Here is a 21,477-nt window from a genome sequence, read left to right on the forward strand (position 1 = left end):
AGCGGCTGGCGCGGCTCGTCACCCACTTGGATAGCCCACAACGCGCAACCGGCGGGGAGGTGGGCACTACCACTTAGGGAAGCAGTGAGCGGATTGACAACGACCAGCTCGTTGGCCGGCGCATAGATAGCTGTGAGCGTGCCAATCAGCTCAGCGCCGGTGCTGCGCCGTTCGAGGCGGGCCAGCCCCTCAGCGCAGGTAATGGCCAATTCGCGCGGAGCAAGGTGAATACTGTACGCTTGCACTAACGCTTTGGCAACGGCGGCGATCACGCTAGCGGCAGGCATGAGCGACTCCACCGGTTGCAACATCACCCGCGCGCCACCACCAAAGCGGGCAAATTCTTCGCGCATCAGCGCCACCCACGCCATCAGCGCCGGCCCCCACCACGGGCTGCGCGGCGGTTGGTGCAGGCCAATCTCGGCGACCGCATCAGCGTATTCGCGTGGCCCGCTCGGCAGAAACAAGGCAGTGCAGGGGATGGAATCGGTGCGCTGGACAACTCGAAACCGGATGATCGGTTCCGGATCAGGCTGAAGCGCAACCATCACGCTAGGGCTGCCCGGCCACAGCAACGAGAGGATGCCAACATCGGCCACAATGCCGCCAAACAGATCAACCCACCCCGGCGCTTGCGTCACCGTAATCGAACGATCACGGTCAAAGAATCCGCCCCGCTCAGCATGGACATGGTGGGTGAACCGGTCAAGATGATTGGACATGCAACACAATCCGTGATACCAATGGTACAGCCACGCAGCCGTGCGGCGCTACCTACTGTGCAGCCACAATCGGCGCCCCCAGCGGCGCAGAAAGATCGGGAAAGTGCAGCCCCCGCAGCGTGATCGCGCAAATCCCCTCGCCGCGCCGGGTGAGGCGATCGATCACGTTCGGATCACCCGAATCCGGCCCGCGCAGCACGATTTCGCTCTCGCCGAGCGGAATGCGCGCTTCGGCGGGAGCAGCCTGCGGCGTGATGCCGAGCAACCCCGCATAACGGCCAGCGCTCGCCACCAGATCGGTCACGGCGACGATCACCTCGGCAATACCGCGCGCGCCATTGCTGTGGCCCCAGAAATCGGCATCGGGCACCCGATACGCCCGATCGGTGACATCACCGCAAAGGAACGGCAAATCAGGGCTCGGCGGCCACGCTGTTTCCCACGCGAGGCTGATGCCATCGGGCCGAATACGCCCGCCGGGAACCGGGCCGTTCATCATCAGGCCGCGATCAGCCGCAGCAGCAACCGCAATCGTGGTGTTGTTCGTCAAGAGAGCAAAATCGATCAACCCCGGCCCAGCCGCCACATGCCGCCACCAGCGATGTTCGGGAGCAGAGCGGCGAAAAGCGAGCAGTTCAAGATAGGTGCCATCGGGGAAGCTGATCAGCGCGTTGTGGGTCGCGCCATCGGCATGCTCGCCGCCGGGAGCGACGACAAAACCGGCCGCAGTGTAGGCCGCCACCGCCGACGACAACTGCTCCACCAAAATGACAATGTGATCGAGAGCGTGAATCATAGCAACTCCGTAGCGAGAAGGATAGCGACGGCCGGGTTTGGCAAAGGTAGCCGTGTTTATTATAATCGACAGTACAGCAAACGCGCACGATACAAGCAAGGGAGCCTACCAATGAGCGAAGAACGCTTTACCGCGCTGGTGGTGGAAGAAGGAGCCGATGGCCGGCGGGTTGAGTTTCGCGAATTGCCGTTGAGCGCATTGCCCCCAGGCGAGGTGTTGGTCAAGGTGGCCTATTCGACGCTCAATTACAAAGATGGGTTGGCGATCACTGGCAAAGGCAAAATCCTGCGCAGCAGCCCGCTCGCGCCGGGCATTGACTTTGCCGGCACGGTGGTCGAGTCGTCCGATCCGCGCTACCAACCCGGCGATCAGGTGGTGCTGACCGGCTGGGGGGTCGGTGAGCGACATTGGGGTGGGTTTAGCCAGTACACGCGGGTGAAGGGCGAGTGGCTGGTGCCGCTGCCCGCCGGGATGAGCTTGCTACACTCGATGACGCTGGGCACGGCTGGGTTTACGGCGATGCTATGCGTGCTGGCGCTCGAACGGCACGGGTTCATCCCCGGTCGCGAGGTACTAGTCACCGGTGCTGCCGGTGGCGTGGGCAGTGTGGCGGTGGCGTTGCTGGCCAAAGCTGGGCACAAGGTGATCGCCGCCACCGGCAGACCCCACGAAGAGGCCTACTTGCGCGAACTCGGCGCGAGCGGCATCCTTGACCGCAGCACCCTCACCGCCCCCGGCCGTCCGCTTGAGAGCGAACGCTGGGGTGGCGCGGTCGATACCGTCGGCGGAGCGGTGCTCTCCGGCGTGCTGCGTTCGATGGCGATGCGCAGTACGGTGGCCATCTGCGGTAATGCCGGCGGCGCCGAGTTTACCGCTTCTGTCTATCCATTTATTCTGCGCGGCGTGACGATGACCGGCGTCGAGTCGGTGATGGTGCCGCGCGAGGAACGCCTTGCCGCGTGGGATCGGCTCGCCCGCGACTTGTCACCGGAACTGCTTGACCGAATGACGACGGTCATTCCCTTTGCCGAGTTGCCGGCCTACGCTGAACAGATCACCAATGCCCAGACCCGCGGGCGGGTGGTAGTGGATGTGAACCAATGAGTAGTGTGCTCACTCGCACTGCGATGCCAGCCGATGCGGCGGCGATTGCCGAGATCTACAACCAAGGCATCGCCGACCGCATCGCCACCTTTGAGACGCGACTGCGCACCGCTGAAGAGGTGGCGGGTTGGTTTGGCGATCGCTTCCCGATCGTCGTCACAATCATCAATGACCAGATCGTCGCCTTCGCCGCCACCTTTCCCTACCGGTCCCGCGAGTGTTACGCCGGCATCGCCGAATTCTCGGTCTACGTCGCCCGCGAATGGCGCGGGCGCGGGATTGGCCGCTTGACCATGCTGGCGCTGATTGAAGCCGCCACCCGCGCCGGGTTCTGGAAGCTGCTCTCGCGAGTGTTTGTCGAGAATACCGCGAGCCGGGCAATGCTAGCGTCAGTTGGCTTTCGTGAAGTTGGCATCTACGAGAAACATGCCCAGCTCGATGGGCGCTGGCGCGATGTGGTGGTTGTCGAGCGATTGATTGCCGCGAATCTGGGTGGCGGGTAACATCGTCGCAACAGGCGCTGTCATTATTGTTACACAATATTTGCACGGTTTTGATACAGCCTTAGCTGGGAGGCAATCTTCTCATCATCTTCTCTTAATCAAAGCCGTTTAGACTGCATACAACGATGCAACAGCATCGTCAGCAATACCTGCTCAGGAGGATGCTCTGTATGCGGTCTCTGCGGTTTTTGTTGATCGTGACGATTGTGACGCTGGCGCTAGCGGCTTGTGGCGCAAGCGGTGGCAACACTGGCGGAACGAATGCCAATTCACCGGTCATTATCGCATGGTTGCCGAACGAGTCGGGAGCTGACCTGAAAGATGCCCGCGATGCAATCGGTGCGGTTGTGGGCGAAGCGCTCGGGCGCCCGGTTGAACATCGCACCACTACCGACTACTTGATCGCGGTGGAAGCGTTGGCTAACAACACCGCCCACCTCGGCTTCTTCGGCGCGGAAGGCTATGTCCAAGCGCACGACAAGAACTCGAAAGTCATTCCGCTGGTCGTGCCGAGTGGTTCGGATGGCACCCTGAAGACGGCAGTTTACTATAGCTGGCTGGCCGTGGCCCGTGGTCAAGAGGGCAACTACCAAGAGAACGGCGTCTACAAGATCGACAATATTCAAGGCAAGCGCTTCGCCTTCGTCTCGAGCAGCTCAACATCGGGCTTCCGCGTACCCTCATCGAATATCATCAAGTACTTCAGCCAGCAAGAGAAGTGGAAGAATCTCAATGCCGATGAGCTGATCGAAGGCGGCCCCAACAAATTCTTTAGTGAAGTGCAGTTCGGCGGTTCGCATCAGGGATCGGCGGTAGCCTTGCTGTCGGGCGCGGTTGATGTGGCGGCTTTCTGCGATACCTGTGTTTCCAATTATATCGAAATTGTGTCAGGTGAAGAGAATAAGCCCGGCGCGGTCTACCGCGTGCTAAAGAATGCTCCCGAACCGTTCGATAAGTTCCCCGGCGCCGAGTTTGTGATCATCTCGGCCACCCCGGTGATCAATCCGCCCATCGTTGCTAACAGCGGCCTGCTGACCGCCGATGAGATCAAGCGGCTGCAAGACAAGCTGACTTCGGATGAAGTAGCGAACAATCCACGTATCTTCGCGACCAAGGCCGAGATCGACGCCGGCTTTAAGCCACTCTTCCGCAAGACGAAGGAGGAGCGCTTCTTGGTGGTTGATGACGCCTTCTTCAACCCCATCCGGGCAATGCGTTAAACCAAGCCGATGATAACAGCAGTGGAGCTGGCGTATCGTACCGCCAGCTCCACTTTTGCAGCATGGAGTGCGGCAGTTCAACTGACGCATTCCATAAGAGCGATTGCTCCAATGGTTCAACCCCTGTGCGCACCGGCCACAGTAACGCGCGATCAGAGGCCCATTACAGAAATGAGGTTGCATGAGCCTGCTCGAACTTGATCAAGTGACCAAGCGGTACGGCGCCGAGACGCTAGCGCTCGATTCAATCACCTTTTCGGTGCAACCCGGCGAGTTTGTCGCGATTATTGGCCCTTCCGGGGCGGGGAAGTCAACGCTATTGCGCAGTATCAACCGCTTGATTGACATTACTAGCGGCGACATCCGGTTTGATGGGGTCAGCGTTCCCCAGCTGCGCGGCCAAACGCTGCGCCGCCACCGCACCCAGATCGGGATGATCTTCCAACACTATAATCTCGTCAACCGGCTGAGTGTGATCGAGAATGTGTTGCACGGGCGCCTCGGCTACAAGAATACCCTGCAAGGCATACTTGGCCTCTACAGCGAGGAAGAGAAGCGCGAGGCGGTACGCATTCTCGAAACGCTTGGCTTGAGCGAGCAGATGTACAAGCGCTGCGACCAGCTTAGCGGCGGCCAGAAGCAGCGAGTCGGCATCGCCCGCGCCTTGGTGCAGCAACCGAAGATGCTGCTCTGTGATGAGCCGATTGCTTCGCTTGACCCTAGCTCGGCCAAGGTAATTATGGATACCCTGCAAGAGATTAATCGCTCGACCGGGATTACGGTGCTGGTAAACCTGCATCAGGTTGATGTGGCGTTGCACTACGCCGAGCGGATTATCGGCGTTAACCGGGGCCGGGTGATTTACGACGGGCCGCCGCATGCGCTGAGCAATGCCCAAATCTACCAAATCTACGGCTCGGAAGCGGGTGAGCTGATCCTCGATCTGAAGGAGCGGTATGCAGCCTGATGCCTTTTTTCGCCGCCGCCGGATTCAGTCTGCGCTCTTTTTCCTCGCGATGGTTGCCATTACCTATGGCGGCATGGCGTTGACCCAATTCGATCTGGTACAGGGTTTGAGCGTTATTCCGCGCGCGTTTGCGTGGGGTATCGCCAATTTCGTGCCCGACGAACGAGCATGGGCGCGCTTGCCGCGCATTCTTGAGAAGTTGCAAGAGACGGTGCTGATTGCGGTAGCTTCCTCGACCATCGCCTCGATCTTTGGCTTGGGGCTAGCTCTACTCGGCGCCAACACCACCCGCCCGCACCCGTGGTTTAGCCTGCCGGCCCGCGCCATCGCTAGCATCTTCCGCAACATTGACGTGTCAGTGTGGGCGCTGATCTTGCTCTTTTCGTTCGGGCAAAGCGGCTTTACCGGTTTTTTTGCCCTCTTCTTCGTCACGTTCGGCTTCATCACCCGCGTGATGGTCGAGACGATTGATGAAGTGGGCATCGAGCCGGTCGAGGCGCTGCGCGCCACTGGTGCCAGCTACACCGCGATTATCAGCCAGAGCGTGATTCCGGCTTGTCTGCCACAACTGATCAGTTGGGTGCTGTACATGATCGAAACCAACATTCGCAGCGCCGCGCTGGTCGGCATTCTCACCGGCACCGGTATCGGGTTCCTGTTCGACCTCTACTTCAAGAACTTTAGCTACGGTTCGGCCAGCCTTGTGGTGTTGGCAACGGTCGCCGTGGTCTTGCTGATCGAAACGATATCGAACTATATCCGAAGGACGATCCTCTGATGGAGACGAAGCTGCCTTATGGCCAGATTCGGGTGCGCCCGCACAGCCACGCCAATACAGTGTTGCAAGCGACGCTGATCGTGTTGGCGCTACTGACCATCTACGGTTTGATCACCATTGACACCCGCAACATCAATGTCGTCACTGCCTTTGGCGACATGCTCAACAATTTTCGCGTCGTGCTGTTCGAGGCGCGGTTGAAAAATTTGAGCTGGCTCGATCTGTTTCGCGAGTTAATGATTACGGTTGCGCTTGGCCTGTTGACCACAGTCTTCGGTGCGATCATTGCCTTTTTCCTTGCCCTGCTTGCGGCCCAGAATCTGGCCCCGCGCCGGGTCAATGATGCGGTCAAGGCAGTGATGGCCTTCATCCGCGCGGTGCCAACCGTGCTCTGGGTGCTGTTCTTCGCCGTTACCGCCGGATTGGGCAGCGTGGCGGCAGTGATTGGCATGACGTTCCACTCGGTTGGCTATCTAGTGAAGGCTTACGCCGAAACCTTCGAGGAGCTGGATGCGGGGGTGTTAGAGGCCTTGCGCGCCAGCGGCGGCAACTGGTGGCAGACGGTGTTTCAAGCGGTGGTGCCTTCGTCGGCATCGGCCCTGCTCTCGTGGACGTTTGTGCGGTTTGAGATTAACTTTTCGGTCGCGATTGCGATGGGGGCGACTGCCGGCGCCGGCGGGATCGGTTTTGACATGTTTATGGCCAGCGCCTTCTATCTCGATCTGCGTGAGCTGGGCATCTTTACATACGCGGTGCTGATTTTTGCCATTCTGTTAGAATGGGGCGCAACCCGCTTGAAAGAGACAGTCGGCGTGAAGCGACCTGCGTAACGCCTATGGAACCGCGCAGCCGGCGCAGAAGGAGATCACGATGCTCACGACCTCGCATATTTTGAGTTGCAGTCCGCCCCACCTCGTTTGCGCGTTGGCCGAGCAGGTGCTAGAGCGGTATGACCGCAATGCAGTCACGTTCATCAGCGGCCCGCGCTTCGTGCTGGTGCAGTTGCGCATGATCGAGGGCGTGGCCGAGACGGTCTTCAACGGCGGCGAGATACTCGTCACCGAGACGCGGTTGGAACTGGCCGGCCAGTTTGGGTTTGGGATGGTGATTGGGCGCGACCCGGATCACGCGACGGCGTTGGCCGTGCTCGACGCGGCGCTGCGCATGCCGGGTGATCCGCACGCCGATTTGCGCCCGCGCATCGCCGAGCTGGGGCAGGCGCTGAGCGCCGCTTATGAACGCCGTTTCGCCGCCGCCGCAGCGACGCGGGTTGAGTTTGAGACGTTTTGAATGGGAGACGAATAGCCACGAAAAGACACAAAAGGCGCAAAGGGGGCCAAGGCGCAGAGGGGTTCAACGCAAAGGCGCTAAGGACGCTGAGGTCGCAAAGGGTGTTGGGAATGTTGATCCCCCTCCGCATCCTCTACGCCCCCTGCGGTAAAAGCACCCCCTCCCCCAGCGGGAGAGGGGCTGGGGGTGAGGGTCAATCTCCCCTCCCCCAGCGGGGGTGGGGGCCGTCTCATCCCAAACCGTAATTCAGATAACGTATTACTACAGAGGCCTGCCTATGACTATGACTATCGTCGCTGCACCACCCACGCCGATCGAACGCTTTAACGGCCTTGCCTTCCGCGTGCTGCTCGATTGCTTGGCCCGCCCCGGCAAGGTGGGTCACTTGCCGCCGCCGCCCTTCGCCGATCTGCCGCCGCTGCCAGACGGCACGCCCCCCAATGCAACCGCCGTTGCCGCCGGGATGAGCCTGCTTGACCAGACGGTGAGCTTTGTCCATGCTGCAGGCGAGGAATGGTTGCCGGTTGATCATCCGCTGACGCGCTGGATTGCCCTGCGTACGAACGCTCGCCCGGTAGAGGCTTCTGCCGCTGATTTCGCCCTCTTGCACGACCCAGCCGGGACGGCGCTGTTTGGTGAACTCACGGCGGGATCATTGCTCTACCCCGAACGCAGTTGCACCGTCTTTCTCTGTGTACCGGAGATTGCACCCAACGGTGAGACGCTGTGTCTGCGCGGGCCGGGGATTGCTACGACGGCCACGGTTGGCTTGCGCGGCGTGGCTCCGACCGAGCTGGCCGCTCTCGCGGCCCGGCCAAGCCAGTTTCCGCTGGGGATCGATCTGTTTGTGATCGATCAGCAGGGGCGGTGCTTGGGGTTGCCGCGCACAACGCAGATTGAAGTCATCTAAGGTGTTTTTACCGCAGAGGGCGCGGAGGATGGGGAGTAGAGAGTAGCGATAGCTGAAGGAGCCGGTATGGGATACGTTGCGGTGCGCGGGGGCAGTGAAGCGGTTGCCCGCGCCGAAGAGCTAGTCGAGTGTTTGCGCTTGCTTGGCGGCAGCACGCCGCTGCAATTGCCGCAGATTCGCGATCAACTGCGCCACGCCGTCAGCCGGGCCATGCACGAGGGTGCGCTCTATGCGCCGTTACTGGCGGCGTTGGCGGTCAAGCAGGCTGAAGGCGACAGCATTGAAGCGGCGTTTTTGTTGCGCGCCTACCGCACCACCTTGCCGCGGGTGATGGCCTCGTTGCCGGTGTCGGGGCGCGAGATGTTCTGTCTGCGCCGGATTTCGGCTTCGTTCAAGGATATTCCCGGCGGCCAGATTCTGGGGGCGACCACCGATTACCTGATCCGCTTGTTGCAACCGGCGCTGGCTCATGAAGACGCGCGGGCCGTGATTGCTGCTGCCGAACGCTACGCGGCGCTGGTGGAGGCCGGCAAACCTCAACCCGGCGCGTGGGGCCGTTTCCCCAAAGTGATCGAGTATATGCGGCAAGAGCAGATGATTGTGGATGTGCCTGCCGAACCTGTGCGCGCAGAGCCGTTTGACATTACCCGCGAACCGCTCACTTTCCCCTGCCCCCGCAGCGCCCGTCTGCAAGCGATGGCCCAATCCGATACCGGCAGCCTGATGAGTCTGGCCTATAGCAGCACGCGCGGCTACGGCGATGCCCACCCAACGCTGGTCGAGCTGCGCTACGGCTACCTGCCGGTGCAAGTCGCGCACCCTCTCACCGGCGAGCCGGTCACCATCGGCGAGATTGAAGCGACCGAGGCTGAAATCGCCTCGAAAGCGCATAGCGTGACGAATCACGCCGAACCGCCGCGCTTCAACGTTGGCTATGGCTTCGCCTTTGGTCAGAGCGAGCTCAAGGTGATGAGTATGGGCATTCTCGATAGCGTATTGACACAGGCCCGCGCCGGCAGCCTCGCCGGCGAGTCGGGGCCGGCGGCGAATGAAGAGTTTGTCTTGTTGCACACCGACGGGATCGAGGCCAGTGGCTTCGTCGCCCATTATAAGTTGCCGCATTATGTCACCTTTGCCGCCGACCTCAGCGTGCTGGATCGGGCGCGCGATCACCATGCGCAGCGCCAGAGCCGGCTCGGCCAGTTGGTTGATCAGGCGATCACTAGTGATTCACGCTAAGGTTGGAGGGTAACAAACCGCCGTGTCCCATGCTAAACAAGGACAGAGCACGCTATGAGCGAAACTTTCGATCAGCTCTACAATTTCGCCCTGCTCGATGAAGACGCCAAACGCGAGATCCGGCGCAAGCTGTTGAAGGCGGTCGCCATTCCCGGCCACCTCGTACCGTTTGCCAGTCGCGATCTACCGATTGCCCGCGGCTGGGGCACCGGTGGGTTGCAGATTACGCTGTCGATCATCACGCCAGATGATACGCTGAAGGTGATCGATCAAGGCGACGACGAGAGCGTCAATGCGGTCAATTTGCGCCGGCTGATCACCCGCACCACTGGCGTCGCTACCACCACCGACACCACTGAGGCGACGATCGTCCAAACCCGCCACCGCATCCCCGAAGAGCCAATGCGGGCCGATCAAATTCTGGTCTTGCAGGTGCCGATGGCCGATCCGCTGCGCTGGGTGGAACCGAACCTCGAACGGGCCACGATCATGCACAGCGAAGCCGACTACGGCAAGATGTGGGTCTATATGTACGAGAGCGTGGTGCGGGCCGGCGATCTGCGCATCGCCAGCCAGTATCCGGTGATCGTCAACCGGCGCTACCTGATGGATACCACCCCCATCCCGCGCTGGGATGTGCCGAAGCTGCACATGGCTGACACCCTCTACCTGTTTGGGGCCGGGCGCGAGAAGCGCATCTACGCGGTGCCGCCCTACACTATCGTCGAGCCGCTCCAGTTTGAGGATTACCCCTTCCGCACCGAGTACCGGCCCGGCCAGCGCTGCGCGCGTTGCGGGGCCGAACACACCTTTCTCACTGAGCATTTTGTCAGCGATAGCAACGGCGGACGGTGGGAAACCACCTGTTCCGACGCAGCGTACTGCGCGAAGCGCGTGGCGCAGATGGAGGCGATGGCATGATCGACGATTGGATTTTGCGGGTCGAGCAGCTCTCGAAGCACTTTGGGCCAACCTGCCCCGATTGCCGCCGCCTGACCGGCCCCGATACCGGTCGCTCGCAGTGCCCGCGCTGTGGGACGGTTTGGGCCTGTGTTGAGGCGAACTTGCAATTGAACGCGGGTGAAGTGTTGGGCATCGTCGGCGAGAGCGGCAGCGGCAAGAGCACCCTGTTGCAGATGATCTATCTGGCCTTGCGCCCCGACAGCGGCCACATCTGGTACCGCGACAACGGCGGGCCGCCGCGCGACCTCACCACCCTCGACCGCTACGAAGCGCGGCTATTCCGCAACACCAAACTCGGCATCGTCTACCAGCGCCCCGAACTAGGCTTAAACATGCGCTTTTCGGTGGGAGGCAACGTCGCCGAAAAGCTACTGCTGGCCGAATGGCGGCACTTTGGCCGCATCCGCGCCCGCACCGCCGAATTGATGGGCAAAACCGAACTGCCGCCGGAACGGATCGACGACGAGCCGCCGACCTTCAGCGGCGGCATGTTGCAGCGTGTGCAGATCGCCAAGGCGCTCGCCAGCCGGCCCAGCCTGTTGCTGCTCGACGAAATCACTAGCGGGCTGGATGTCTCGGTACAGGCCCGCGTGCTCGACCTGCTGCGCCGGATTCAGTGGGAAGACCGGATCACCATGCTGCTGGTATCGCACGACCTCGGCGTGGTGCGCCAACTGGCCCGCCGCACGATTGTGATGAAGAACGGCCACATTGTCGAAGCGGGGTTGACCGACCAGATCCTCGAAGACCCGCAGCATCCGTACACCCAACTGCTGGTCTCGTCAGCGTTGTAATCAAGGCTGCGCGCTATGAGCCACCCACTGCTTGAAATCCGTCACTTGTACAAATCCTTTACGCTACACCTGATCGACGGGCGCGAAATCACGCCAGTACGCGACGTCAACCTCAGCGTCGCCGCCGGCGAACACCTGCTCATCTACGGGCGCAGCGGCATGGGCAAGACCAGCATCCTCAAGTGCATCTACCGCACCTACCTGCCGACTGCCGGCCAGATCTGGTTTGACTCGCACCAATTTGGTCGCATCGACCTCAGCCGCGCTGCCGAGAGCGTCATCCTCAGCCTGCGCGAGCGCGAGTTCGGCTTCTGCTCACAATTCTTGCGCGTCCTGCCGCGCGTATCGGCGCTCGACACCCTCTGTGAGCCGCTCTACCGGCAGGGGATGGATCGCGCCACCGCGCAAGAGATTGGCCGGGAATGGCTGCAACGGCTCGGCATCTCACCGGCGCTCTGGCAAGCCAGCCCGCTCACCTTCAGCGGCGGCGAACAACAACGGATCAATCTTGGGCGAGCCTTTATCGCCCGCCCGCGCCTGCTGCTGCTCGACGAACCGACCGCCAGCCTTGACGAAGCGACCAAGCAGGTCGTGATCGCGATGATCCGGGCCGCCCAAGCCGAAGGCACCGCGATCATTAGCGTCTCGCACGACTTGGCCGGGCTAGGGGCGCATGCCACCCGGCAATGGACGTTCGCGTAGGGTGCGAGTGCGAGGAGGCATTTGTTATTGCTTCGGGGGCTGCGCCCCCGAAGCAATCTCCCGCGTCAGCGCCTACGAACGCTGAGCGGGATGGGTTGCAGTTCTTGCTGCGGGCGCGCCAGCGCCCGCAGCAATTTCCCCCTGCGGCGGAAAGGGACCGCTCCCGTGCGCGGAGGGGATTGCTTCGCCGCCTCTGGCGGCTCGCAATGACAGGAGGGGAGCGGCGGCGCGCGATGACAACAGGAAAGCGGCGACGCGCAAGGACCTACCAACACCAGCAAGTCTATATATCACATGATCACGAGGCAACCTATGCAATATCTCTTCACCAACGCGACTGTTGTCTTACCCGATCGGGTTGTCGAAGAGGGTTGGGTGGTGATCGACCGGGACCGGATTGGGGCGATTGGCCGCGGCGCGCATCCGTATGCGGCGACGATGCCGCAGTTTGACCTCAACGGGGCGTACTTGTTGCCCGGCCTGATCGACCTGCACTGTGACGCGATCGAAAAGCTTGTGCAACCCCGTCCCGGCGTTGAGATCGAAGCCGGGATCGCGCTCCACGCCGCTGACCGGCTCTTGCTGGGGTGCGGCGTGACGTGCCAATTCCATGCCCTATCGCTCGACGACGCCGAATTCGGTGTGCGCAGCGATCGCTTTGTCAGCGACTTCCTCCACCGGCTCAGCGCCGAACGGCACTGCGGCGCGCGCCATCTCGTCCATGCCCGCGTCGAAGTGAGCAGCGAACGCGGCCTTGAGGCGCTGAAGACGATGCTGGGCCATCCCTTGTTGCGGCTGGTCTCGATCATGGATCACAGTCCGGGGCAAGGGCAATACACTACCGAAGCTGCGTTTCGCCATTACGTCGCCAAGACCACCGGGCGCAGCGAGGACGAAATCGACGAATTGCTGGCCCGTAAGCGGGCGGCGCAGAGCGATGTGCCCAACCGGATCCGGCAGGTGATTGCATGGGCAACGAAGTATGGCTTGCCGATCGCCAGCCACGATGACGACACGCCTGAACGGGTGGCGCAATGGGTGGAGTTGGGGGTGAAGATTGCCGAATTCCCCACCACCTTAGCCGCGGCCCAAGCGGCCCATGCCGCCGGGATGGCGGTAGGGATGGGAGCGCCGAACGTGCTGCGCGGGAAATCGAGCGGCGGCAACCTTAGCGCGCTAACCGCGATCGAGGCCGGCGTCGTTGACTGGCTGTGCGCCGATTACTATCCAGCCTCGCTGTTGCCGGTCATCTTCCGCCTCGCCGACCGCGGCACCCTCAGCTTGCCCGCCGCAGTGGCGCTGGTCAGCCATCACCCGGCCCGCGCCGCCGGCATCGACCACCTGATCGGCAGCATCCAGCCGGGGCTGATCGCCGATCTGATCGTCGTGCGCCGGATGCCCGATCCGGTGGTGCAGCAGGTCTTTGTCAACGGGAAGCTGGTGTACACCTTGCAGGAGCAGAACGAACCGCTACCCTTCCCCGACCGCCACCGGACGGGTGAAGAATTGCCGGCCCCACGCGAACATCGTTAGCAACGACCAGCGGAGCAGCCCTTCGGGGCCGATGGCAAAGAGCAGCGCCAGCGGCACACCGCTCAGCCAGCGTCCCCATTCGGGAGGCGGCTGGCCATCAACGGCAAACATGCCGAAATAGCGAATACTGTAGCCGTTAAAAATCCCGATCGCTTCGAGCGCCACCACCGCTAGACAAAAGATCAACGCCGAAGCGCCCCACCGTCGGGTAAGCGCGCTGGTTGGCCAGAAGACGATCTCAAGCAGACTAGCCAACACATACACTGCACCCAGCACAAGGATGGTGACGTAACCGCTGCTCTGCAACGTCGAGATCATCCAAACCACAAACCGTTGAAAACCCTCACTATGGCCCAGCAGCCACTCGGTGATGAAAACGTTGCTCTGAAACCACCACCAACCGGCAAGGGGCAGCAACGCAAGGGCCAGAAGCAATTTCAGATGTCGCATAGTATTCATTCATGAAGAGTAAAAAACCGGCCCAATGACTATGATTATTATAGGGGCAAGTTGCAGATTGCGCGGATATGAGGGCTAGCTCTGGTATGCCACAGCCAAGCTGCCACCTTTTACTCATCCTTACCCTAGCGTTGATGAACGCCTAACCGGATGCTGTTATAATATGGAGAGGCGTTGTTATGTGACGTCTCTGCTTATTTTTTCCATGAGGTGAGTGCTGCCTATGTCTGCTATCACCGAAACGCTCGACCGCATGTTTGACCGGCTGCTTTTGTTGCCGCCGCAGCCGGCGCTGCCGGCCCCGCCCACAGAAACGGTTGATGAAGCTCAGGAAGAAGAGCTTAACGACGCGCCGCCGGCGACGCCGGGCGAACGCGCCTTCAGCATCTCGCTCTTCATCTCGGCCACCCGCTGTACCCTGCAATACGTGCTCTTGCCAATGGTGTTGCCACTGATCGGCCTTGCCACCAACATCTCATTGCCGCTGGTCATTCTGCTCGATCTCTTAGCAATCACGATGCTAGTACGCAGCTTGCGTTACTTCTGGCAAACCCGGCACCCACGCCGGTTCGATATGTTGCCGCTCTCATTGGTCATCCTATTTATCATCTTCTTCTCGTTAGGCTTTGATATTTGGCAATTAATCGCTTAACCATATCCGGCTACACTGCTGCCTGCCGGCATTCCTTTGCAGGAAAAGGCTGCCGGCAGACGCTTCTTTCGCGGCTGCAACGGAATGTAGTAAACGCGGTATACTGGGCCGCAGCAGAATCCACAAGACGGCATCCGGGCACACAACGCTTATGATTGACGATACTGCATCTGCACCCTCTCCCCTCTTAAATGGTGATGTCGTAGCTGCGACTCTCAACACGCTGCTGGAATGTATCGCCGAGATAGTCATCATTCTCGCACCCGATCATACTATCCGCTTTGCCAGCCCTTCCCTCACCAACCTGCTCGGCCATCCGCAATCCCTTGTGGTCAACCGCTCCCTCTATGATTTCGTTCATGCCGACGACCACGACCTTTTGCAACAACATCTCTCCCAACTGAACGATCGACCATGCCAACTCCAACCGATCCGGGCGCGACTACAGCATGCTGAAGGCGGCTGGCGGATTTTTGAGCTGCGGTGCTGCAATCGGCAGCACCAACCTGAGATGGGCGGGATCATCCTCAGCGGCTATGATGTGACGGCGTTGCTGGCCGCCGATTATGCCCTGCGCAGCAACGAACTTCGCTACCGCCAATTGCTCGAATTGGCCCCGCTGCTGATCATCATCAGCAACTTTCCAGAGGGAATTATCCGCTACTGCAACCCAGCCGGCGCACGCATCTTTGGCGTGGATGATCCAGCCGAGCTAGTCAACCAACCGCTAACCGAATTTCTCTCTGGCGAGGATCACGACCTGATGCGCAAGCGCCGTCAAGCTCTCCGCAACGGCCAACTCCTCCAACCGGCCCGTTACCGGATTTATGCCCGCGATCAGATGGTGCGGGTGGTGGAAATGCAAGGCACGTTAATCGAAGGCTCCGGCGAAATACAGGTCTTGACGATCGGCTACGACGTCACCGATCGGGTGGAAGCGGAACGGCAATTAAACTTGCGGGCGCGGGTGCTGTCACAAATTAACGAGGCGGTGATCGTAACCGACCGCAGCGGCACGATTGTCTATCTCAACGAGATGGCAGCGTACCTCTACGGCGTGCAACCGGAAGCGATCATCGGCCAGCCGCTGAGCCGTCTGTTTACTGCCGAATCATTACCGCACCAGCCGGTGCAACCTTCGGTGCAGAGCGCCAGCACAGGCTGGCGCGGTGAATTAATCCATCGATTGCCAGACGGGCGAGCTATGATGGTTGATATCAGCATTGATCCGCTGCACCACGACGAACTGGTCAACGGCGGCGCATTGATTGTGGTGCGCGATATTACTGCGCGCAAACAGGCCGAAGAACGGCTGCGCCTGCTCGAGTCGGTCGTGGTGCATACCAACGATGCGGTGCTGATTCTCGAAGCCGAACCGCTGCATGCACCCGGCCCATTTATCCGCTACGCCAACGCGGCTTGTAGCCGGCTGACTGGTTATGCGACGAACGAGTTGATTGGGCGCAGTTTACGCATCTTGCACGGCCCGGCCACCGATCCGGCGATGCTTAATCGCCTGTGGGTTGCGATGGAGCAACATCAACCGGCGCGCCTTGAACTCCTCTATTACACGCGCGCTGGCGAACCGATCTGGTTTGATGTGAGTCTATCGCCGGTCACTGACAACTATGGCAAAGCAACCCACTTTATCGCTTTGCACCGTGACATCAGCGCGCAAAAATTGGCTGCCTTCCTCGAACATGACCGCTCAGAGGTGTTCGCCCTTCTGCTCCAGCACGCATCGGTTACAGCCGTCCTCAACCAGTTGGTAACACTGATTGAACGGCAACGACCCAACTGGCTGGTATGGGCTGAATTGGATGGGCACGCTACTGCTGCTAGCCAGCCATTAGCTGATGAGACAGCCCAGATCGGGCGGCGTTTGCGCCAGATTGTAGCTCGGCATAACCAAAAAGCGCCAATTACGCTCGACCTCCATGCGCATTGGGATCAACTGCGCCATTTACGGGTCAGTAGCGGCTGGATCTGGCCGCTAGCCGGCACGCATGGCATACTCGCCATCTTTCACCCGCAAACCGATTGGCTCAGCGAGAGCGATCAAATGCTATTGCGCGTCGTGACCGAACTCTTTAACTTGATCGCCGATCACGCCAACCTCAATGCGCAGCTCCACTATCAGGTGCGGTATGATGCGCTAACCGGCTTGCCGAACCGCAATCTGTTGCAAGAGCGGATCGATCTCGCCCTGCGCGATGCGCGCGAACGCCTCCATATTGTGGCGTTGCTGTTTATCGATCTCGACGGGTTTAAGCAGGTAAATGATACGCTGGGCCATCCAATCGGCGATCGGTTCCTTAAACACGTGAGCAATGCCTTCGCTGCCTGCGCCCGCCCGCAAGATACGCTTGGCCGCATGGGAGGCGATGAGTTTCTCTTGCTGATGCCTGATCTGCCTGATGCGCGTTTGGCCGATATTGCCGCTCAACGCTTGCTTGATGCATTGCAAACGCCGTTTCTTTATGATGGGCATGAATTACGTTTAACCGCAAGCATCGGGATCAGCCTCTTTCCGCGCGACGGCGTTGATGGGGTGACCCTACTCAAGAATGCCGACAGCGCCATGCACCGCGCCAAAGAACTTAAACGCAGCAGTTTTCTGCATTACCGGCCCGAACATAGCCGGCTCGCCCATACCCGCCTCGCGCTGGAAACCCAACTGCGCCGCGCGCTTGAACGGCGCGAACTTGCGGTGTACTACCAACCGCAATATGACTTGGTCAGCGAAGGCATCACCAGTGTCGAGGCGCTGGTACGCTGGCACCATCCGCACCGCGGCCCGATTGCCCCCGGCGAGTTTGTCCCGATTGCCGAACAGAGCGATCTGATTATCGAGATTGGATCGTGGGTGCTGCGCGAAGCCTGCCGGCAAGCAATCGCATGGCAACAAGCTGGCTATCCGCTCTTGCGCATCAGCGTCAACGTCTCGGCCCGCCAACTGTTGCGGTCTGAGTTTGTGGCCGAAGTGGCCGCCGTCTTGCATACCACCGGCCTGCCAGCCCAGTATCTCGAACTAGAGATTACCGAAGGCGTGATGCTCAATGACCCGATCTACGCGGCGCGCCAGATTGACCAGTTGCGCCACATGGGGGTGCGCATTATGCTCGACGATTTTGGCACCGGGTATTCGTCGCTGGCCTATTTGCGCCAGCTCCGCCTCGATGCGCTCAAGATTGACCAAGCATTCGTGCGCGCGATTGATGAACAGCATGGGATTGTGACGAATAGCCGCGCCTTGCTGCGTGCGATCATCAATCTCGCCCATAGCCTTGGTCTCACGGTGATTGCCGAAGGGGTCGAAACCGACAGACAACGTGCTGCGCTGCTCAGTATGGGGTGCGATGTATTGCAAGGCTACCTGATTGCCCACCCCGTCCCCGCCGATGAGGTATGGCCCACGATTATGCGGTTGCAAGGGCGGCGTACGCCAACTGATTGAAAACGCAAAGAGGCAAAGGCGCAGAGGTGTTACACACAAAGACGCTGTAGCGCCGGACGGCTGTCCGGCTCCGCACAGGGGCGCAGGAGTTCACCAATTCCCCCTGCACTTCTGCGGTAAACTTTATTCTCCTCTGGGAGCGAGGATCACACCCCCTCTACCGGTGCTGGGATTTGGACGAGGATGCGTTCGAGGATCGCGGTCGCAGTCTGCCCGCGCAGCCGCACTTCAGCGGTGAGGATCAGACGGTGGTTGAGAGCCGGCGCCACCATTGCCTTCACGTCATCAGGCAACACAAAGCTCCTCCCGGCCATCGCTGCCCGCGCCTGCGCCAGATGAGCCAACGCCAGCGAACCTCGTGGGCTAGCACCTAGTTCAATATCGGGATGATCGCGGGTGGCACGGGCAATCGCCACCAGATACTGGCGCACCGGCGGGCTGATCGCCACGCTGCGCACCACTTCTTGCAAACTGCGTACCGTCTCGGCGGCCACCACCGGCGGCAGCGCGGCAACTGCACTTGGCGCCAACGAACGCTGCACAATCTCCTCTTCTTCAGCCGCGCTCGGATACCCCATCGCCACTTTGATCAAGAACCGGTCGAGTTGCGCCTCCGGCAAGGGGAAAGTGCCTTCCAGCTCAATCGGGTTTTGGGTGGCGATAACCAGAAATGGGCGTGGCAGCGGGCGCGTCTCGCCGTCGATCGAGACTGTCCGCTCTTGCATGGATTCAAGCAGCGCGCTCTGGGTGCGCGGCGTCGCCCGGTTGATTTCATCGGTCAACACGATCTGGGCAAAGATCGGGCCGGGCCGAAACTGAAACTCGCCCAACTTTTGGTTGTAAAACGAGAGACCGGTCACATCAGAGGGTAACAGGTCGGGGGTAAACTGGATGCGCTGAAAGGTGCAGCCGAGCGCGCCAGCCAACGCCCGCGCCAGCGTCGTCTTGCCGGTGCCGGGCACGTCTTCAAGCAAAACATGCCCTTCGCAGAGCAGCGCTGCCAGCAACAGGTCAATAATCGCTTCCTTGCCGACGATGATCTGACCAATCCGAGCGCGAATGGCGGTTGCAACCCGGTGAATCTCGGCAATGGCGGTTTCCGAAACGGTGGACACGATGCAACTCCTTGCCGGTCAAAGGCTATCAATGGTATCGTACCACGATACGATCATCGCCGGAGCGCCGGTTGATATGGAGTGCGGCAGTGCAACTGCCACACTCCACACAGGTGTCATAGCGCATCAACCGGTCACGCTCACCACCCCGTCTGAAACTGCCACCGATAGGTAAACGGTCGCCCATCATAGCTACCAGCCACCATCACCTCAATCTTCGCCCGTGCCGGCAGCGGTTGCGCGGGCATGATCACGATCCCCTTATGGCCACTGGGCAAATCGGTCGAAACCGTATTCGGCAACATCGCGCCACCCACCACTCGTAGCTCGGTCGCCGTGACTACTGGAACATTGCCGAAGTAGCGCCAATGCAGTGTGATCGGGTAGATGGTCGCCGGCACCCCTCGTTGGTTAGCCCCCGGATAACGCACCGGCCAGCCGGGATAATCGATCCCTTCGTTGAAGTACGAAAGTACATCGAGCGCCGCCTCATTCTGCCTACCGCTGGACGTAGTGTAGAACCCAAACCCCGTGCGCTGGAGCGTTGGATAAAGCATCCAAAGCCGGTGACTAACCGACTCCATCCAGCCATCAATCGCATCGGCCGGTTGCCATGAAACACCCCCTCCAATCCACGCATTCCCCTTCTGCGCGCAGATTTGCCCCGCCGGCGAGGCATACGGCAGCGCCGGATTCAAATCATGGGTCAGGTGATTATTTTCCGCCATATAGCGGGCATGTTGCCAACAGTTATCGCTCAGTGCCGCCTCTTCTTGCACTGGCGCTAGACCGGCGAAGGCGCGATAGGCATTGAGCCGATCCAGCTAGTGGTTTGGCAACGCCGGCGGCGGTACAAATGCCTCGCGGCCAAGCAAGCCCAGCAACACCACATCTGGCCCAAGCTGCGGAAGCAACTCAAACCGCGCCCGCTCGAACCACTGCGTAAGCACCGTATCGCCCGACGAATTGGTCTCCATGCGCGGTTCGGTCAACGGCAAACCGAAGAGCGCCAAACTTTCTGCCTCGCTAAAGCCGGGCTTGCCGTCAAAATCAAGCCCATGCGACTGCCAATAGCGCAGAAACGCATCGCAAACGAGATGCTGGGTTTCAGCGAAATAGCGGCACCCAGCCTGTTGTGTCACCGGCGCTTTCGGTTCGTTTTGCCACGGCGTTCCCCGCCGTTGCAGCAGATCATCACCCAACCGGCCCAGCAGCACGTCGTAAGGCCGCGCTAATTCGGGATGCAGTTCGAAGCGATTGCGCTCGAAGAGTTGCACGAGCCGCGCCCGCCCTTCGACCACTTGGGTAAAGGCGGGCGAGATCGGAAAGCCGAACACTGGCAACCCACCGTTTTGCCGCCAATACTCGGCAAAGCGGCCTTCAATGCAATCGGGTACTTCGGCGAAACAGATACGGGATTGGGCCTGCGCGGGTGGTGTAGGCAACAACGCTAAGATCAGCACAACACTGGCGATCAGGTTGCTCAGGCTGGGCCAACGCCACATTGCAGCCTCCTCACAACGCGTTCAACCGGCAAGTATATAAGCTATTGTACCAACCCAACATTGGCAGAACTAGCCTGACTTTGGTATGATGTAAGTACCGTGATGACGCCCTCGCCTGCGATCATCGCTGTTCCCAGCCGCATCGGAGCGGTTTGGCAAGGTGGCACGACAAGGAGGGAACCAATGACTCAAACCACGGAATTTGCGACCCGGATCGACATTCCGCTTGAGCAGCGGCGGTCATTAATCACGATGCTCAACCAGCAACTGGCTGATACGTTTGATCTGATGAGCCAGACCAAGCAGGCCCATTGGAACGTCAGAGGGCCGCATTTTATGGAGCTGCACGAACTGTTTGACGAGTTGGCTGGGCATCTGAATGGGTTTGTCGATGCAATTGCCGAGCGAGTGACGGCGCTTGGCGGCATGGCTATGGGAACGGCGCGCCTCGCCGCGGCAGCATCGCGCTTGCCGGAATATCCCATCGACATCACCGACGGCATGGCTCATGTGGCAGCGTTGGCCGACCGCTTTGCCGCTTACGGCAAGACTACGCGCCAAGCGATTGATTTCGCCGCCGAAATGGGTGATCAGGCGACCGCCGATTTAATGACTGAGGTCGCCCGCACCATTGACAAAGATCTCTGGTTCCTCGAAGCCCATTTGCAGGGATAGTACTGTGACCTTTCGCATTGCCCGCGCCGCGGCGCTGATCTGCGTCGCGGCGTTGATCTGCGCCGCCTGCGCTGCCCCGGCGCCCGCGCCAAC

Annotated in this window: 21 protein-coding genes and 1 pseudogene; 16 read left to right on the top strand and 6 right to left on the bottom strand. The window is 60.4% G+C overall.

The genetic code is table 11. The features are described 5' to 3' along the window. Both U9R81_RS01345 and U9R81_RS01350 read right to left on the bottom strand, forming a co-directional pair. Positions 1 to 722: pseudogene (locus U9R81_RS01345) on the bottom strand (hypothetical protein); the annotation flags it as partial. Positions 723 to 774: 52 nt separating this feature from the next. Then, complete coding sequence (locus U9R81_RS01350) at positions 775 to 1,518, bottom strand: VOC family protein (protein ID WP_322493746.1); 744 nt, start codon at positions 1,516 to 1,518, stop codon at positions 775 to 777. A 111-nt stretch (positions 1,519 to 1,629) separates the two neighbouring features. Here U9R81_RS01350 and U9R81_RS01355 point away from each other — a divergent pair, with 111 nt between their 5' ends. The 13 genes from U9R81_RS01355 (at position 1,630) to U9R81_RS01415 (ending at position 13,521) form a co-directional block, all read left to right on the top strand. Then, a complete protein-coding gene (locus tag U9R81_RS01355; protein WP_322493747.1) occupies positions 1,630 to 2,622 on the top strand; it encodes an MDR family oxidoreductase in 993 nt (330 codons plus the stop codon). After that, positions 2,619 to 3,125 carry an arsinothricin resistance N-acetyltransferase ArsN1 family A gene (locus tag U9R81_RS01360; protein WP_322493748.1) on the top strand — a complete coding sequence of 169 codons (507 nt, stop codon included), beginning with the start codon at positions 2,619 to 2,621 and terminating at the stop codon, positions 3,123 to 3,125. Before U9R81_RS01355 ends, U9R81_RS01360 begins: the two co-directional genes overlap by 4 nt. Positions 3,126 to 3,295: 170 nt before the next feature. Next, positions 3,296 to 4,345, top strand: a complete 1,050-nt coding sequence (locus U9R81_RS01365; protein ID WP_322493749.1) for a PhnD/SsuA/transferrin family substrate-binding protein — start codon at positions 3,296 to 3,298, stop codon at positions 4,343 to 4,345. Between the two features lie 181 nt (positions 4,346 to 4,526). Then, positions 4,527 to 5,312 carry a phosphonate ABC transporter ATP-binding protein gene (gene phnC / locus U9R81_RS01370; RefSeq protein WP_322493750.1) on the top strand — a complete coding sequence of 262 codons (786 nt, stop codon included), beginning with the start codon at positions 4,527 to 4,529 and terminating at the stop codon, positions 5,310 to 5,312. Then, on the top strand, positions 5,302 to 6,090 hold the full coding sequence (gene phnE, locus U9R81_RS01375) for a phosphonate ABC transporter, permease protein PhnE (RefSeq protein ID WP_322493751.1): 789 nt from the start codon (positions 5,302 to 5,304) through the stop codon (positions 6,088 to 6,090). The genes phnC and phnE overlap by 11 nt, the downstream gene beginning before the upstream one ends. Next, entirely contained in the window at positions 6,090 to 6,920 is an 831-nt protein-coding gene (locus U9R81_RS01380) for a PhnE/PtxC family ABC transporter permease (protein WP_322493752.1), read from the top strand. The genes phnE and U9R81_RS01380 overlap by 1 nt, the downstream gene beginning before the upstream one ends. 40 nt (positions 6,921 to 6,960) lie before the next feature. Further along, positions 6,961 to 7,380, top strand: coding sequence for a phosphonate C-P lyase system protein PhnG (gene phnG / locus U9R81_RS01385; RefSeq protein ID WP_322493753.1), 420 nt, complete (start codon positions 6,961 to 6,963; stop codon positions 7,378 to 7,380). Between the two features lie 277 nt (positions 7,381 to 7,657). Next, positions 7,658 to 8,290 carry a phosphonate C-P lyase system protein PhnH gene (phnH, locus tag U9R81_RS01390; protein ID WP_322493754.1) on the top strand — a complete coding sequence of 211 codons (633 nt, stop codon included), beginning with the start codon at positions 7,658 to 7,660 and terminating at the stop codon, positions 8,288 to 8,290. A 66-nt stretch (positions 8,291 to 8,356) separates the two neighbouring features. Next, positions 8,357 to 9,529, top strand: coding sequence for a carbon-phosphorus lyase complex subunit PhnI (locus U9R81_RS01395; protein ID WP_322493755.1), 1,173 nt, complete (start codon positions 8,357 to 8,359; stop codon positions 9,527 to 9,529). Positions 9,530 to 9,583: 54 nt separating this feature from the next. Continuing rightward, positions 9,584 to 10,450 carry an alpha-D-ribose 1-methylphosphonate 5-phosphate C-P-lyase PhnJ gene (locus U9R81_RS01400; protein ID WP_322493756.1) on the top strand — a complete coding sequence of 289 codons (867 nt, stop codon included), beginning with the start codon at positions 9,584 to 9,586 and terminating at the stop codon, positions 10,448 to 10,450. Continuing rightward, complete coding sequence (locus tag U9R81_RS01405) at positions 10,447 to 11,286, top strand: ATP-binding cassette domain-containing protein (RefSeq protein ID WP_322493757.1); 840 nt, start codon at positions 10,447 to 10,449, stop codon at positions 11,284 to 11,286. Before U9R81_RS01400 ends, U9R81_RS01405 begins: the two co-directional genes overlap by 4 nt. Positions 11,287 to 11,301: 15 nt before the next feature. Then, the gene (locus tag U9R81_RS01410) at positions 11,302 to 11,988 is read left to right on the top strand and encodes a phosphonate C-P lyase system protein PhnL (protein ID WP_322493758.1); all 687 of its coding nucleotides are present in this window, start codon (positions 11,302 to 11,304) and stop codon (positions 11,986 to 11,988) included. 312 nt (positions 11,989 to 12,300) lie between these two features. Next, entirely contained in the window at positions 12,301 to 13,521 is a 1,221-nt protein-coding gene (locus U9R81_RS01415; RefSeq protein ID WP_322493759.1) for an alpha-D-ribose 1-methylphosphonate 5-triphosphate diphosphatase, read from the top strand. Here the strand turns inward: U9R81_RS01415 and U9R81_RS01420 are convergent. Then, positions 13,459 to 13,971: a hypothetical protein gene (locus U9R81_RS01420; protein WP_322493760.1), complete on the bottom strand. Its 513-nt coding sequence runs from the start codon at positions 13,969 to 13,971 to the stop codon at positions 13,459 to 13,461. The two genes, U9R81_RS01415 and U9R81_RS01420, sit on opposite strands and share 63 nt — an antisense overlap. 232 nt (positions 13,972 to 14,203) lie before the next feature. Between U9R81_RS01420 and U9R81_RS01425 the strand changes: the two genes are divergently transcribed. Continuing rightward, positions 14,204 to 14,632 (top strand): hypothetical protein, encoded by a 429-nt coding sequence (locus tag U9R81_RS01425; RefSeq protein WP_322493761.1) that lies wholly within the window; start codon positions 14,204 to 14,206, stop codon positions 14,630 to 14,632. 151 nt (positions 14,633 to 14,783) lie between these two features. After that, on the top strand, positions 14,784 to 18,089 hold the full coding sequence (locus U9R81_RS01430; RefSeq protein WP_322493762.1) for an EAL and GGDEF domain-containing protein: 3,306 nt from the start codon (positions 14,784 to 14,786) through the stop codon (positions 18,087 to 18,089). Between the two features lie 146 nt (positions 18,090 to 18,235). Here the strand turns inward: U9R81_RS01430 and U9R81_RS01435 are convergent, their stop codons facing one another. The 3 genes from U9R81_RS01435 to U9R81_RS01445 all read right to left on the bottom strand — a co-directional run bounded on the left by U9R81_RS01435 (position 18,236) and on the right by U9R81_RS01445 (position 20,709). Continuing rightward, positions 18,236 to 19,204 (bottom strand): MoxR family ATPase, encoded by a 969-nt coding sequence (locus tag U9R81_RS01435; protein ID WP_322493763.1) that lies wholly within the window; start codon positions 19,202 to 19,204, stop codon positions 18,236 to 18,238. A gap of 140 nt (positions 19,205 to 19,344) precedes the next feature. Then, entirely contained in the window at positions 19,345 to 20,028 is a 684-nt protein-coding gene (locus U9R81_RS01440) for a CAP domain-containing protein (protein ID WP_322493766.1), read from the bottom strand. Next, a complete protein-coding gene (locus U9R81_RS01445) occupies positions 20,029 to 20,709 on the bottom strand; it encodes a hypothetical protein (RefSeq protein WP_322493764.1) in 681 nt (226 codons plus the stop codon). It abuts the gene before it with no gap. Positions 20,710 to 20,892: 183 nt separating this feature from the next. Between U9R81_RS01445 and dps the strand changes: the two genes are divergently transcribed. Further along, entirely contained in the window at positions 20,893 to 21,384 is a 492-nt protein-coding gene (gene dps / locus U9R81_RS01450; protein WP_322493765.1) for a DNA starvation/stationary phase protection protein Dps, read from the top strand. The last annotated feature ends 93 nt before the right edge of the window (positions 21,385 to 21,477 follow it).

Origin of the sequence: Chloroflexus sp., from assembly GCF_034435895.1 — a bacterium.
Taxonomy (GTDB): Bacteria; Chloroflexota; Chloroflexia; order Chloroflexales; family Chloroflexaceae; genus Chloroflexus.